A 13,717-nucleotide genomic window follows, 5' to 3' on the forward strand; every position below is an offset into this window, starting at 1 on the left:
ACGGACGCACGGTCGGGGTGGTGGCAGCGGATGCGGTTGGAGCACTTCACCTTCGTGATGGCCACGGGCATCGTGTCGACGGCCCTGCTCAACACGGGTGCGACGGTGTTGTCGGAGATCGTCTTCGCGATCGCGTTGGCCGGGTACGCGGTGCTGGTGCCCGGCGCGCTGCTCGGCCTGCTCGGCGGGCGGCACCCACTCGTCGACGAACTGTCCGGTCGCGCCGCGCGCACCCTGGCCTTCGTGGCCGCCGGCGGCGTGTTGGCCGCGCGGATGGTGGTGCTGCACTGGGACGTCGCGGCGCTGGTGCTCATCGTCGTATCCGCGGCGGCGTGGGCGGTGCTGCAGTACGGCGTGTTCGCGGCGGCGGTGGTGGCAGCGAGCCGACGCGGTCCGGCCGAGTCCGGTCCCGGGCTGGCGCTGATGGACGGCACCTGGTTCCTGGTGGTGGTCTCCACGCAGGCGCTCGCGGTGTCGCTGGGGTCGTGGGCCACGGCGACCGGCTCCGAGGTGGGCGCGACGCTGGCCGCGCTCGCCTGGGGCCTGGGCGTGCTGCAACTGATCATCATCGCCGCGCTGGTGGCGGCGCGTCTGCTGCTGGTGGGGGTGGCACCCACCGACGAGGTGTCGCCGTACTGGGTGTTCCTGGGGTCCGGGGCGATCAGCGTCCTGGGCGCCGCCGAGGTGCTCGGCGTCCGCGCCGACCAACTCGTGGTGCCGGATCTGCTGATCGGCGGGGTGGCCATGGCGATGTGGGCGTTCGTGACGTGGATGCTGGTGCCGACCATCGCGCTGACGCTGTGGCAGCGTCGCCGCACGGGGGCGATCCGGGGTTACCGTGCCGCGCTCTGGTCCATGGTGTTCCCCATCGGCATGTACGGGGAGTCCACGCGCCAACTGGGCCACATGCGCGGGATCGACTGGCTGGTGGACATCGGCACCTGGGAGGCGTGGGCGGCGTTCGCGGTCTGGCTCGGAGTGGTCGCGCTCGCCGCGGTGGCGGCGGGCGCCGGTGTCCGACCCCTTCCACATGCGGAAGGGGTCGGACACGGCTAGCGGGAGGACTCGGGTCAGACGACCATCGACGGGACCCGGGTGATGGTCACGTGCTCCCGGGCGAAATCGTCGGTGGTGATGACGTAGAAGAGTCCGTCGGTGAGGTAGCCGACTGCCGACACTGTGTCGTCGGTAGTAGTCAGCATGGTGCGCTGGCCACTCTGGAGGAGGACCTCGACAACTGTCGACCCCCCATCGCCCTCGCTTAGGAAGACGACGTACTCGCTCGCGCTCATGTCGCCGGAGGCGAGCTCATCCGCAGTGACGGTGAACGGCGTGGACATCTCGCCGGTATTGAGGTCGCGCACCCTCACCGTGAAAATGCTCGGGTCGTCCGGGTCTGGCGTGATGATGAACATATGGGCTCGGTCGTCGGTCATTACCCCCAAGGAGTTGGCCGCGATGAACACGGGTCCATCGTCGGTCAGTGCGTACAAGGCAATTTCCTGTGACTGCGTCCCGGAGGTCACGTACGGCGTGCCGTCACTGGCGGCGGACACGTAGACTATTACGCCGTCTGGAGCGGGTATCGAGGGGCCGCTGATCGGACCGGATACCGGATTGACGCGGGTCAGTTTGCTGTTCGTGAATGTGACACCCTCGCCGTCGAAGACGGGGTCGGTGGTGGCGATGAGGAAGTTCCCGTTCTCGTCGAAGCTGTACCTGCCGGCCCCGCCGCGCAGGTCCTGGTCGGAATAGCCGTCGACGGTCCACGAGGTGGGGGCCTGCGGATCGGCGAACGAAAGGCGGGTCACGGTGGTCGTCGCCGGGAACACACCTCCCTCTCCCGGGCCGCCGGTGACCGTGGACGCGGCCCAGTAGACGGACGTGCCGGTCGGGTCGGTCGTCCAATTGGGGTCGATCTCGACGACGTCCACGGCGCCCGTCTGCAGGTCGACGATCGTCAGCGTGGAAGGGTCGGCGAAACCCTCGGTGTAGCCGTAGGCGTAGCGGCCGTCGGCGGAGTATTCATACTCCGTGGCGACGTCGTAGGCCGGTGTCGACGTCGCCAAGATCTCGGCGTCGGCGAGGGAGAGGAACTGGACCGTGTCCCCGTTGGTCGCCAGGACCCGACCCGAACCGAGCACGTACACCTCGACCGGACCCGTCAGCGGAGTGACGGACAGCTGAGTGTGTGTGCCGGTCGCGGTGTTGCCGGAGTGCAGCGTGGTGCCGTCGGTGTCGGTCACCGCGATCAACGCATAGGTTCCGTCGGGCGTCACCGCGATGTCGGTGCCGGTCAACGCAGCCGACGACGGGTCGAAGGCCATCAGCAGGATGCCCGACGGAGCACCGGTCCACGTGAGGGTTTCGGTGCCGTCGCCGTTGTCGGCGATCGCGTAGCTGCCGACCACGCTGCTGTCGGCGAGGTCGACCACGGTGATCAGGGTGCCGTCGGGATTGGTGACGTGCGCGTAGGCGTCGTCGGTGCTGAACGAGACCGTCGATCCGGTGTGCCCGGCGGGGAGCGCGATGGTCGCGGTCTGCGCGGTGGTTCGGTCGAGCACGGTCAGCGCGGTGCCGTCGGTGCTGACCCCGGCGGAGTAGCGCGGCGAGACCGCGTCCAGCCCGGTGGCGTCGAGGGTGACGGTGTCGGTCGCGGTGATCGGTGTCGTCACGACGGTGTGCTGCGGCGGATTGCCGCCCTGCTGGGCGACGACGGTGAACTGTTCGGTGGACGGTCCGCCGCCGCCGGCCCAGAACCGATCCGCCGGGTCGGGCGCGTAGGTGAACGTGCCGTTGCTGTCGTCGAAGACGACGGTGGCGCCGTTCGGGGTGAGGAAGGTGTTCGGTGCGCCGGTGGCGGTGCCGCCGTCGACCGAGTAGGTCGTGCCGGCCTGATGGCCGAGCAGTTGCCCGCTCACCTCGCCGGTCTCGGCATCGACCGCGCCGAGCATCACCTGTGCTCGATGGACGGTGACGACCTGGGAGCTCGTGCCGTTCGCGTGCCCGTCGTCGAGGACGACGGTGAAGGAGTCGGTGGCGGCGCCGCCGGTGGGATCCGGGGTGTAGGTGAAGGTGCCGTCGGCGTTGACGACGACGGAGCCGTGGGCCGGGCCGTGCTCCGGGTCGAGCGTGAACGTCACGTCATCGGCGTCGGCGTCGGTGACGTGCGTGCTCAGGTCGCCGGTCGTGGTGCCCGAGGTCGATCCCGGAGCGGTCTGCACCACGCCGATCGGATCGGTGCCGGACAGGGTCGGGGCGGTGTTGCGGGGGAGCAGGCTCAACACGAGCTGGTCGGTGTCGGTGGCGCCGGACCCGTCGGTGACGGTGACGTCGACCGTCACGCTCTGCTGCGCCGCGGTGGCGTCGTTGCCGGCCGCGGCGTGCATGGCCTCGTCCGTCGGGGTGAACGTGTAGACGCCGGTCGCCGGATCGAGCACGAACGTGCCGGCGGTGCCGTTCCAGTCCGAGGTGTACCGCAGGGTGTCACCGGCATCGGGGTCGGTGGCGTTGACCCGGCCGGTCATCGCGCCGCTGGTCGGGTGGGTCTGCTGGTCGGTCGGAGCGGCGAACTGCGGGGCGTTGTTGGCCGGGGCCGATACCGCCGGGATGTCGATGACGACGGCGCGGGTGTGCGGGTTCTGGCCGGTGAGCAGGCTGCGGAGTGAGTCGACGCCGTGCTGGTGACTGCCCGCCGAGGCATCGCTGACGGTGACGGTGAACCGGTCGGCGCCGGTGCTGCCGGGAGCGCGGGTGTAGCTGTAGGTGCCGTCCGGGTTCTTGACGACGGTGCCGTGCTCCGGCCCGCGGGTGACGGTGTGGGTCACCGGGTCGCCGTCGGCGTCGGCGGTGGTCAACGCGACGGTGTGCCCGGTGTCGGTCTGGCTGAGCTGGTAGCTGGCCGTCGGGCTCGTGTTGAAGAACTGGCCCTGCAGTCGGCGGCTGAACCACAGCAGGGTCCACGGCGCGGGCGCGGCCGCGGTGGTCGCGCCGGACGTGCCGGTGAGCAGGGGCAGGCCGACCAAGGCCAACAGACCGGCGAACCCGAGGGTGGCCGGGCGGTTCGGGGCCGGCGCCTCGTCCGCCGGTGCCGCGATCGCCGTCGGGGCGACTGCCGGGACGGCCCCGCCGCCGGTGGCCGGTGGTACGGACAGGTCGAAGATGCTCGGCACTGCCGTCCGGCCGGGTCGGTCGAGAGCGGTGAGCGGTTCGATCGGGGTGCGGGTGGTGGCGGGCGGCGCGGTCGCGGGCGCGTCGTCGTCGTCGAGCAGCATGGTCGGTCCGGCCGATTCCGGGGTCACATCGATCTGCGGGGTGGTCGGCTCCGGGGCCGAGGTTGTACTCGGCGGGTCCGACTGCGGCGGTGTCTCCGAGTGCGGCGGTGTGTCCGAGGGGGCGGGCTCGGCCGGCGGCGTTGCGGTGGTGTCCGCAGGAGCTTCGGTCGTGTCCGGGGGTGCGGGGGCGGGCGGGTCCGGGTCGGCGGGTGGGGTGTCGACCTCACCGCCACCGGGATCGGACGACTGGCTGGTGGACGTGTCGCCGCTGCCGGTGGAATCGAGATCGGGGTCGGCGCCGGCCTGGCCGGGATTCATCAGGATGCCGATTCCGGCGGCCGCGGCGACCAGCCGGACCCGGTTCTTCTGCGAGACGTGCATGGCGGTGCTCCTTGGCTGCTGGATCCCCCGAACCGGCGGGGCCCGAAGGGAGTGGGCGGGACGACCGGGAAGGTCGTGCCACCACTGTGTTCCGCGCCACACGGATGTCACTAGCCGCGTCACTACCTGTACTCGCCCGGCGACTACTCAGTTCCCGCTGCCGAATCACGGTCGCGCTGTCGGAAGATTCCGACAGCGCGAAGCGGAGTCGACCGCGCGACCGGTTTGCCCCCGCGTTGCAGAGGGCCCCGACGGCGAACGCGGCCGCCGCCGGGGCCGTGATTTGGCCATCGGGCCTGCGACTATCTACACTTGGGCGGTTGCCCGGGTGAACTGTGCCCCCGGGAGCCACAACTTCATACCTTCCCGGTGCCGGCCAAGAGCCAGCGGCATCGGTGGGGAAGAACCTTGCACAACTATCCACTTCGTGGAAGGCCCACCGCAGGTCACAGGGGTGAAAACCGCTGGATCCGTGTTGCATGGGAACCGCTACGAGAAAGGTTGACGGTCAACCATGACCATGACTGACCCGATCGCAGACTTTCTGACGCGTCTGCGTAACGCCAACTCGGCGTACCACGACGAGGTGTCACTGCCCTCGTCGAAGATCAAGGTGAACATCGCCGAGATCCTCAAGCGTGAGGGCTACATCACCGACTTCCGCGTCGAAGACGCAGAGGTCGGCAAGCGCCTCACCGTCACCCTCAAGTACGGCCCGAGCCGGGAGCGCAGCATCGCTGGTCTCCGTCGCGTCTCGAAGCCGGGCCTGCGGGTGTACGCAAAGTCCACCAACCTGCCGAAGGTGCTGGGCGGCCTCGGCGTGGCGATCATCTCCACGTCGTCGGGCCTGCTGACCGATCGCCAGGCCATCAACCAGGGCGTGGGCGGCGAAGTCCTCGCCTACGTCTGGTAAGGGGGATCGTTAAAAATGTCGCGTATCGGTAAGAACCCCATTCAGATCCCCGCTGGCGTCGAGGTGACCATCACCGGCCAGGACGTGAAGGTCAAGGGCCCCAAGGGCGAACTGACCCACACTGTCACCGAGCCCATCGCGGTGGCGCAGGAAGACAACACCATCGTGGTGACCCGGCCCGACGACGATCGTCGTAGCCGCGCGCTCCACGGTCTCAACCGCTCGCTCGTCAGCAATCTCGTCGAGGGTGTCACCAACGGTTACACCACCAAGATGGAGATCTACGGCGTCGGTTATCGCGTTCAGGCCAAGGGTAAGGACCTCGAGTTCGCCCTGGGCTACAGCCACCCGGTGCCGATCGAGGCTCCGGAAGGCATCACCTTCGCAGTGGAGTCCCCGACCAAGTTCTCGGTCTCGGGCATCGACAAGCAGCTAGTCGGCCAGATCTCGGCGAATATCCGCCGTCTGCGTCGTCCGGACCCCTACAAGGGCAAGGGCGTGCGCTACGAGGGTGAGCAGATCCGCCGCAAGGTCGGAAAGACGGGTAAGTAAGACATGAGTGAAGCAATCGACCGCACACCCATCGGCAAGGACGTGTCGACCCGTCGGCGCACCGCGACCAAGCGTCGCCACTTCCGCCTGCGTAAGAAGGTCAACGGCACCGCCGAGCGTCCGCGCATGGCCGTGCACCGCAGCAGCCGTCACATCCACGTTCAGGTGATCGACGATCTGACCGGCCACACCCTGGCCGCCGCCAGCTCGATCGAGGCCGACGTGCGTGGCGCCGGCGGCGACAAGAGCGCACAGGCCGCCAAGGTCGGCGCGCTCGTCGCGCAGCGCGCCAAGGCTGCCGGCATCGAGACCGTGGTCTTCGACCGCGGCGGCAAGGCCTACCACGGTCGCATCGCGGCCCTGGCCGACGCCGCCCGCGAGGAAGGCCTGGCGTTCTGATGATCAACGTGATGACCATGACCATGACCGGAGGGGATCTCTAATGCCCGGACCCGCGCGTGACGGCAGAAACGCACCTGCCGGCGCCAACAACAGCAACGACAATCGCGGCGAGCGTCGCGGCCGCGGCGACCGTCGCGACAGCCGTGGCGGCCGTAACGAGCGTGAAGAGCGCAACCACCTCGAGCGCGTGGTGACCATCAACCGCGTCTCGAAGGTCGTCAAGGGCGGCCGCCGCTTCAGCTTCACCGCTCTCGTGGTCGTCGGCGACGGCCAGGGCATGGTCGGTGTCGGCTACGGCAAGGCCAAGGAAGTTCCCGCGGCCATCCAGAAGGGCGTCGAAGAGGCTCGCAAGAACTTCTTCCGCGTCCCGATGATCGGCGGCACGGTGACCCACCCGGTTCAGGGTGAGGCCGCTGCCGGCGTCGTCATGCTGCGTCCGGCCAGCCCCGGTACCGGTGTCATCGCCGGTGGCGCCGTGCGCGCCGTCCTCGAGTGCGCGGGTGTCACCGACATCCTCGCCAAGAGCCTGGGCTCGGACAACGCGATCAACGTGGTGCACGCCACCGTCGAGGCGCTCAAGTCGCTTCAGCGGCCTGAAGAGGTTGCTGCTCGACGCGGCCTGCCCGTCGAAGACGTCGCACCGGCCGGCATGCTGCGCGCTCGCGCCGCTGCCGCCGCCGCGGCGACCGAAGGGAAGTAAACCATGGCACAGCTGAAGATCACTCAGATCAAGGGCACCATCGGTACCAAGAAGAACCAGCGTGACAGCCTGCGCACCCTTGGCCTCAAGGGCATCCGCAAGACCGTCACGCGCGAGGACACGCCGATCAACCGCGGACTGGTCAAGGCCGTGCGGCACCTCGTGACTGTTGAAGAGGTCAACGAATGAGCGCTATCAAGCTGCATCACCTTCGCCCGGCACCCGGGTCGAAGACCGAGAAGACCCGCGTCGGTCGCGGTGAGGGTTCCAAGGGTAAGACCGCCGGTCGCGGCACCAAGGGCACCAAGGCACGCAAGAACGTGCCCGCCGCCTTCGAGGGTGGCCAGATGCCGATCCACATGCGTCTCCCGAAGCTCAAGGGCTTCAAGAACCGCAACCGGGTCGAGTACCAGGTCGTCAACGTCGGCGATCTGGCCAAGCTGTTCCCGCAGGGTGGCACCATCGGTGTCGCCGAGCTCGTCGCCGCCGGCGCCGTGCGCAAGAACCAGCTGGTCAAGGTCCTGGGCGACGGCGAACTGACCGTCAAGCTGGACGTCACCGCTGACAAGTTCACCGGTGCTGCGAAGGAAAAGATCGCCGCTGCCGGCGGTTCCTGCACCGAGCAGTAAGTCTGCGTTCTCCGGTCGGGTGCGCTCGCTGCGTCGTCCCTCACAAGGGGTGAGCGCGGGCGCACCTGACCGGTCGCATCAAGCGGGCTGTTACAGTTTTTGTTCTGTGGGTTCAGTCCCGCATGGCGGTCGTGTGAACCGATCGCCGAGTACCTTTCAACGAGTCGAAGCCGAGCACCGCTGTCGGTCGAAAGATCGCGCGGTCGTAGGAGGAGTTAGTGCTTTCCAGCCTCGTGGCGACCTTTCGGACGCCAGACCTGAGGAAGAAGATCTTCTTTGTCCTCGGCATCCTCGTTCTCTATCGTTTCGGAGCGACGTTGCCGTCGCCCGGCGTGGACTTCCGCGAGATCAACAACTGTGTCGACGCCGCCACCACCGGCGACACCGGCCAGGTGTACTCGCTGATCAACATGTTCTCCGGCGGCGCATTGCTGCAGCTGTCGGTCTTTGCGATCGGCATCATGCCGTACATCACGGCGTCGATCATCGTGCAGCTGCTCACCGTGGTGATTCCGCGGTTCGAGCAGCTCCGCAAGGAGGGCCAGTCCGGCCAGAACAAGATGACGCAGTACACCCGCTACCTCACGGTGGCGCTGGCACTGCTGCAGTCGACCGGCATCGTCGCCCTGGCCGCCGCGGGCAACCTGCTGCCGTCGTCGGGCGCCAACTGTAATTCCGACGCCATCCTGGTGGACAAGTCCATCATGTCGCTCACCCTGATCGTCCTGGTGATGACCGCGGGCGCCTGCCTGGTGATGTGGTTCGGCGAGCTGATCACCGAACGCGGCGTCGGCAACGGCATGTCGCTGCTGATCTTCGCCGGCATCGCCGCGCGTCTCCCGGCCGAGGGCCGCACCATCCTGCAGAGCCGCGGCGGACTGATCTTCGGTCTGGTCTGCCTGGCCGTGCTGATCATCCTGGTGGCCGTCGTCTTCATCGAGCAGGGCCAGCGCCGGGTGCCGGTGCAGTACGCCAAGCGCATGGTGGGCCGGAAGATGTACGGCGGTTCGTCCACCTACATCCCGATCAAGGTCAACACCGCCGGCGTCATCCCGGTGATCTTCGCGTCGTCGTTGCTGTACATCCCGCAGCTGATCATCAGCGTCACGCAGGGTGGCGGCGAGGTCTCCGGCTGGAAGCTGTGGATTCAGGACAACCTGGTGGATCCGGGCAGCTGGTTCCACATCGCCACGTACTTCCTGCTCATCATCTTCTTCACGTACTTCTACGTGGCCGTGACCTTCAACCCGGAGGAACGCGCCGACGACATGAAGCGTTACGGCGGCTTCATCCCGGGTATCCGCCCGGGTAAGCCCACTGCCGACTACCTGAGCTTCGTGCTGAGCCGAATCACGCTGCCCGGTTCGCTGTACCTGGGCATCATCGCCATCCTGCCGAACCTGTTCCTGGAGATCGGCAACAGCAGCAGTGTGGCCAATCTCCCGTTCGGCGGTACGGCACTTCTGATCATGGTGGCCGTCGGCCTCGATACTCTGAAGCAGATCAGTAGCCAGCTGATGCAACGCAAATACGAAGGATTCCTCAAGTGAGACTCGTCATTCTCGGTCCTCCCGGAGCAGGCAAGGGCACTCAGGCAGAGCTGCTGTCCGAAGCACTGGGCATTCCGCACATCTCCACCGGTGATCTCTTCCGCGCGAACATCTCCCAGGGCACCCCGATCGGTCTCGAGGCCAAGAAGTACCTCGACGCGGGCAACCTGGTGCCGCCGGAGATCACCGTCAACATGGTGCGCGAGCGTCTCAGCGAGCCGGACGCGGCCAAGGGCTTCATCCTCGACGGCTTCCCCCGCTCGGTGGAGCAGGCCGAGGCACTGGCCGACATCCTCGCCGATGCCAGCTTGCAGCTCGACGGCGTGCTGTCGTTCGTGGTGGACGAGGACGCGGTGGTCGAGCGCATGCTCGCCCGCGGTCGCGCCGACGACACCGAGGACGTGATCCGCAACCGCATGAAGGTCTACGCCGAGGAGACCGCACCGTTGCTCACCCACTATGCCGGTTCGATCACCGAGATCGACGGCATGGGCGAAGTGACGGCCGTGCACAGCCAGGTGCTGAGCAAGCTCGGTAAGTAGTGGTCCGGTTTCGTAAACGGAAGGTCGTCCCGTTCCGCTCGCCCGGCGAGCTGGACGCGATGGCGGCCGCCGGTGCCATCGTCGGTACCGCGCTGGTCGCCTGCCGGGACGCCGCCAAACCCGGGGTGAGCACCGCCGAGCTGGACGAGATCGCCGAGACGATCATTCGTGAGGCTGGCGCCGTCCCCTCGTTCAAGGGTTACCACGGGTTCCCGGGCTCCATCTGCAGCTCCGTCAACGAGGTGGTGGTGCACGGCATCCCGGCGAAGTCGGTGGTGCTGGCCCCCGGTGACCTGGTCTCGGTGGACTGCGGCGCCATCCTCGACGGTTGGCACGGCGACTCCGCGTGGAGCTTCGGTGTGGGCCCGCTGTCGAAGGCCGACGAAGAGCTCAACGAAGCCACCCGGATGTCGCTGGAGGCGGGCATCGCCGCGATGATCGCCGAGGCCACCGTCAACGACGTGTCCAAGGCCATCGAAGCCGGGACCCGGGCCGCCGAGAAGCGGTTCGGTCGTTCCTTCGGCATCGTCGAGGGCTACGGCGGCCACGGCATCGGTCGGGAAATGCACATGGATCCGTTCGTGGCCAACGAGGACAACCCCGGCCGCGGCAAGGAACTGCTCGCGATCGGTTCCACCCTCGCCATCGAGCCGATGCTGACCCTCGGCGGGCCGGACACCTCGATCCTCGACGACGACTGGACCGTGGTGACCGACGACGGCACCCGGGCCTCGCACTGGGAGCACACCGTCGCGGTGACCGAGGACGGTCCGCGCATTCTCACGCTGCGGCCGTGACCGTCGGGCGGTAACACGCCACCCCGGCCAGCAGCACGGCCACCGCGATCAGCCAGTAGGCGTCGCCGATCGGGTGCTGCCACCACGACCAGTCGAGTTCGGGCCCGCGGTGCGGTACCTGCCAATGCGGGCCGATGGCGAAGATCACCGCGACCGCGGCCGTCACGGCGGTGCGCACCACCCGGTGCGGACCGCGGACGGCCGCGTCGATCGCGATCACCAGCGCGGGCACGATCCACACCCAGTGGTGCGACCACGACACCGGGCTGCAGACCAGCACCGCGAGCGCGTTCACGATCATCGCCTCCGGCGCCCGTCCGGCGCGGAGCAGTCGGGCCATCAGCACGGCGGCGGACACCACCGCCAGCACAGCGCCGATCAGCCAGAGCGCGGTGGAGGCGTCCGGCGCCACTCGGGCCAGCACCCCCTTCCACGACTGGTTGGAGGAGAAGTACGGCGTCCCGATGCGGTCGGTGCCGCTGAGCACCCCGCCGAACCAGTACTGCAGCGAATCGCTCCACGCCAGGGCGAAGCCCACCGCGGTCGCTCCCGCGGCCGTCACGACCAGCGTGAGCGCCGCCCGAAGATCGCGGGCGAGCAGGAAGTACAGGCCGAAGGCAGCCGGCGTGAGTTTCACCGCCGCCGCCAGCCCGATCAGCAGTCCGCGCGGCCACCACGGGGCGTCGACCAGCAGGTCGGCGGTCACCAGGAACATCAGGATCAGGTTCACCTGACCGAAGCCGAGGGTCTCGGCCACCGGTTCCAGCTGGACGGCCCCGGCGGTGCCGAGCAGCGTCAGGCCGAGCGCGACGGTGCGATCGAGTGTCGGGCGCAGCCGGCTGAGGACCAGCCAGACGGTGCCGGCCAGCGCCAGCAGCGACAGGCTCGTCATGACGACCGCCGCCGTGGCGGCCGGCAGCATCGCGAACGGGGCGAAGACCACGGCGGCCAGCGGGGGATAGGTGAACGGCAGATAGATGTCGCGCACCGGGAACCAGGCCGCGTACAGGTCCACGTCGTCGAGCAATGCCTGCGCTCCGGCCCGATAGACGTCCAGATCGATGTGGCCGTGCCCGAAGCCGACGATCACGCCGAGCAGCAACGACGCCAGGAGTGCCGCGGCGGCGGCCGCCACCAGCAGCCTGCCGCGCGAAGCGGTCACCTCAGACCTCGAGCACGAGGGTCACCGGGCCGTCGTTGACCAGGGCGACCTTCATGTCGGCGCCGAAGCGGCCGGTGGCCACGGTGGCGCCGCGACTGCGGAGCTCGTCGACCAGTGTGGCGACGAGCGGCTCGGCCACCGGACCGGGCGCGGCCGCGTTCCAGCTGGGGCGGCGGCCCTTGTCGGTGTTGGCGTACAGGGTGAACTGACTGATCACCAGGATCGGTGCGTTCAGGTCGGCCGCCGAGCGTTCGGGGCCGCCGTCGCCGTCGAAGATCCGCAGACCCCAGATCTTGTCGGCGAGCTTGGCGGCCTGCGCCGGTCCGTCGTCGTGAGTCACCCCGATCAACGCCACCAGGCCGAGCCGACCGTCGTCCAGGCTCAGGACCCCGATGCATTCGCCGTCGACGGTGACCGACCCGGCACTGACTCGCTGTATGACCGCTCGCACCCCGATGAGGCTACCGGGGCGGCCGGGCGGGGGAGTGCTCGAGCAGGACCCGGTCCTCCCTCGAATACAGGACCATCGAGTCCCCACGGGTGAAGCCGGCCAGTGTGATGCCGTGGTCGACGGCCAGTTCGGCGGCCATCGACGACGGCGCCGACACGGCCGAGAGCACCGGGATCCCGGCCATCGCGGCCTTGAGGACCAGTTCGTAGCTCGCGCGGCCGGAAACCTGCAGCACGGTGCCCGACAGCGGTAGGCGCTGCTGGGTGAGTGCCCAGCCGACGACCTTGTCCACGGCGTTGTGGCGGCCGACGTCCTCGCGCACCGTCAACAGCTCGCCGGTGCGCGCGTCGAAGAGTCCGGCGGCGTGCAGACCGCCGGTCTTGTCGAAGGCGGTCTGTCGCTCGCGCAACCGGTCCGGCAGGTCGAGTAGGAACTGGGCGTCGACCCGGATCGGATCGGTGTCGGTCCGAAACCGGGAGGTGGTGTGCACCGCGGCCAGGCTGGTCTTACCGCACAGGCCGCAGGCGCTGGTGGTGGTGACGCGGCGGGACAGATCTTCCGGCAGCGGCGGGAGGTGCTCGGCGAGGCGGACGTCCACCGCGGAACCGCTGCTGTGGGCGGCGGAGACGACGTCGCTGTCGGCCGCGAGAATGCCCTCGGCCACCAGGAAGCCCAGGCACAGTTCGAGGTCGTCCCCGGGGGTGCGCATGGTGACCGACAGCGGGCGGCCGTCGACCCGGACCTCCAGCGGCTCTTCGACGGCCAGCAGGTCGGCGCGTGCCGCGGCGGTGCCGTCGCGGCGCACGCGAAGAACGCGGCGTCGTGCGGTGATTCGTCCCATCGCAGGCGATCCTACGCGGGTGGCCGCGTGGGCTCGTTGAGGTCGAGCCTGCTCACGCTGCGACCGAGCGGGGGCACGGCCACGCCGGCAGCTTCCGCGTTAGCTGTACAGATTCTCCACCTTGTCCGGCAGCAGCACGGCGGCCAGCCAACTGACGGCCGAGATCACCAGGGACCCGAAGATCGCGGCCCAGAAGAAGTCCTCCACCTGCAGTCCCCAGTGGGTCAGGTTGTTGGTGATCCAGGCGGTCAACTCGAGCATGAAGGCGTTGATGATGATGTGTATCAGGCCCAGCGTGAGGATGTAGAGCGGAATCGACAAGATCTGCACGATCGGTTTGACGATGGCGTTGACCAGTCCGAAGACCACGGCGATCAGCAGGACCACGCCGAACTTGGCCCACCAGTTGGTGAGGGAGCCGAAATCGAAGTCGAGGCCGGGAACCAACTGCACCGCCACCCAGAGGGCGAACGCGGTCAGCAACGTGCGGAGAATGAAGGAACGCATAGCGTCAGTCTGTCAA

General features: G+C 68.3%; 15 protein-coding genes. 10 read left to right on the forward strand and 5 right to left on the reverse strand.

What is annotated here, in order from left to right; translation table 11 throughout:
* The first annotated feature begins 30 nt into the window (after window positions 1–30).
* A complete protein-coding gene (locus tag ACFFJD_RS03745; RefSeq protein WP_382361146.1) occupies window positions 31–1,056 on the forward strand; it encodes a tellurite resistance/C4-dicarboxylate transporter family protein in 1,026 nt (341 codons plus the stop codon).
* A 14-nt stretch (window positions 1,057–1,070) separates the two neighbouring features.
* Here ACFFJD_RS03745 and ACFFJD_RS03750 read toward each other — a convergent pair whose 3' ends face one another.
* Window positions 1,071–4,655, reverse strand: a complete 3,585-nt coding sequence (locus ACFFJD_RS03750) for a cadherin-like domain-containing protein (protein WP_382361149.1) — start codon at window positions 4,653–4,655, stop codon at window positions 1,071–1,073.
* 514 nt (window positions 4,656–5,169) lie between these two features.
* Between ACFFJD_RS03750 and rpsH the strand changes: the two genes are divergently transcribed.
* The 9 genes from rpsH (at window position 5,170) to map (ending at window position 10,740) form a co-directional block, all read left to right on the forward strand.
* Window positions 5,170–5,568: a 30S ribosomal protein S8 gene (rpsH, locus tag ACFFJD_RS03755; RefSeq protein ID WP_382361152.1), complete on the forward strand. Its 399-nt coding sequence runs from the start codon at window positions 5,170–5,172 to the stop codon at window positions 5,566–5,568.
* A gap of 15 nt (window positions 5,569–5,583) precedes the next feature.
* A complete protein-coding gene (rplF, locus tag ACFFJD_RS03760) occupies window positions 5,584–6,120 on the forward strand; it encodes a 50S ribosomal protein L6 (RefSeq protein ID WP_382361155.1) in 537 nt (178 codons plus the stop codon).
* Window positions 6,121–6,123: 3 nt separating this feature from the next.
* A complete protein-coding gene (rplR, locus tag ACFFJD_RS03765) occupies window positions 6,124–6,519 on the forward strand; it encodes a 50S ribosomal protein L18 (protein WP_382361158.1) in 396 nt (131 codons plus the stop codon).
* A 43-nt stretch (window positions 6,520–6,562) separates the two neighbouring features.
* Window positions 6,563–7,222 (forward strand): 30S ribosomal protein S5, encoded by a 660-nt coding sequence (rpsE, locus tag ACFFJD_RS03770; RefSeq protein ID WP_382361161.1) that lies wholly within the window; start codon window positions 6,563–6,565, stop codon window positions 7,220–7,222.
* A 3-nt stretch (window positions 7,223–7,225) separates the two neighbouring features.
* Window positions 7,226–7,411: a 50S ribosomal protein L30 gene (rpmD, locus tag ACFFJD_RS03775; protein WP_246991849.1), complete on the forward strand. Its 186-nt coding sequence runs from the start codon at window positions 7,226–7,228 to the stop codon at window positions 7,409–7,411.
* Window positions 7,408–7,851, forward strand: coding sequence for a 50S ribosomal protein L15 (gene rplO, locus ACFFJD_RS03780; protein ID WP_382361164.1), 444 nt, complete (start codon window positions 7,408–7,410; stop codon window positions 7,849–7,851). Before rpmD ends, rplO begins: the two co-directional genes overlap by 4 nt.
* 218 nt (window positions 7,852–8,069) lie before the next feature.
* Entirely contained in the window at window positions 8,070–9,401 is a 1,332-nt protein-coding gene (gene secY, locus ACFFJD_RS03785) for a preprotein translocase subunit SecY (protein ID WP_382361167.1), read from the forward strand.
* Window positions 9,398–9,943, forward strand: coding sequence for an adenylate kinase (locus ACFFJD_RS03790; protein ID WP_382361169.1), 546 nt, complete (start codon window positions 9,398–9,400; stop codon window positions 9,941–9,943). The genes secY and ACFFJD_RS03790 overlap by 4 nt, the downstream gene beginning before the upstream one ends.
* Window positions 9,944–10,002: 59 nt before the next feature.
* A complete protein-coding gene (map, locus tag ACFFJD_RS03795; RefSeq protein ID WP_382361172.1) occupies window positions 10,003–10,740 on the forward strand; it encodes a type I methionyl aminopeptidase in 738 nt (245 codons plus the stop codon).
* Here the strand turns inward: map and ACFFJD_RS03800 are convergent.
* The 4 genes from ACFFJD_RS03800 to ACFFJD_RS03815 form a co-directional block, all read right to left on the reverse strand.
* Complete coding sequence (locus ACFFJD_RS03800) at window positions 10,724–11,902, reverse strand: glycosyltransferase 87 family protein (protein WP_382361174.1); 1,179 nt, start codon at window positions 11,900–11,902, stop codon at window positions 10,724–10,726. The genes map and ACFFJD_RS03800 overlap by 17 nt on opposite strands.
* 1 nt (window position 11,903) lies before the next feature.
* On the reverse strand, window positions 11,904–12,353 hold the full coding sequence (gene dtd, locus ACFFJD_RS03805; RefSeq protein ID WP_382361177.1) for a D-aminoacyl-tRNA deacylase: 450 nt from the start codon (window positions 12,351–12,353) through the stop codon (window positions 11,904–11,906).
* Between the two features lie 10 nt (window positions 12,354–12,363).
* Window positions 12,364–13,194, reverse strand: a complete 831-nt coding sequence (gene fdhD / locus ACFFJD_RS03810; RefSeq protein WP_382361180.1) for a formate dehydrogenase accessory sulfurtransferase FdhD — start codon at window positions 13,192–13,194, stop codon at window positions 12,364–12,366.
* Between the two features lie 99 nt (window positions 13,195–13,293).
* A complete protein-coding gene (locus ACFFJD_RS03815) occupies window positions 13,294–13,701 on the reverse strand; it encodes a phage holin family protein (RefSeq protein WP_382361183.1) in 408 nt (135 codons plus the stop codon).
* Between the last annotated feature and the right edge of the window lie 16 nt (window positions 13,702–13,717).

This window comes from Gordonia phosphorivorans, assembly GCF_042432625.1.
Classification (GTDB): Bacteria; Actinomycetota; Actinomycetes; order Mycobacteriales; family Mycobacteriaceae; genus Gordonia; species Gordonia phosphorivorans.

Coding starts and splice junctions, on each gene's coding strand:
- ACFFJD_RS03745 (WP_382361146.1), top strand. CDS start 31: ATGCGGTTGGAGCACTTCACCTTCGTGATGGCCACGGGCATCGTGTCG.
- ACFFJD_RS03750 (WP_382361149.1), bottom strand. CDS start 4,655: ATGCACGTCTCGCAGAAGAACCGGGTCCGGCTGGTCGCCGCGGCCGCC.
- rpsH (WP_382361152.1), top strand. CDS start 5,170: ATGACCATGACTGACCCGATCGCAGACTTTCTGACGCGTCTGCGTAAC.
- rplF (WP_382361155.1), top strand. CDS start 5,584: ATGTCGCGTATCGGTAAGAACCCCATTCAGATCCCCGCTGGCGTCGAG.
- rplR (WP_382361158.1), top strand. CDS start 6,124: ATGAGTGAAGCAATCGACCGCACACCCATCGGCAAGGACGTGTCGACC.
- rpsE (WP_382361161.1), top strand. CDS start 6,563: ATGCCCGGACCCGCGCGTGACGGCAGAAACGCACCTGCCGGCGCCAAC.
- rpmD (WP_246991849.1), top strand. CDS start 7,226: ATGGCACAGCTGAAGATCACTCAGATCAAGGGCACCATCGGTACCAAG.
- rplO (WP_382361164.1), top strand. CDS start 7,408: ATGAGCGCTATCAAGCTGCATCACCTTCGCCCGGCACCCGGGTCGAAG.
- map (WP_382361172.1), top strand. CDS start 10,003: ATGGCGGCCGCCGGTGCCATCGTCGGTACCGCGCTGGTCGCCTGCCGG.
- fdhD (WP_382361180.1), bottom strand. CDS start 13,194: ATGGGACGAATCACCGCACGACGCCGCGTTCTTCGCGTGCGCCGCGAC.
- ACFFJD_RS03815 (WP_382361183.1), bottom strand. CDS start 13,701: ATGCGTTCCTTCATTCTCCGCACGTTGCTGACCGCGTTCGCCCTCTGG.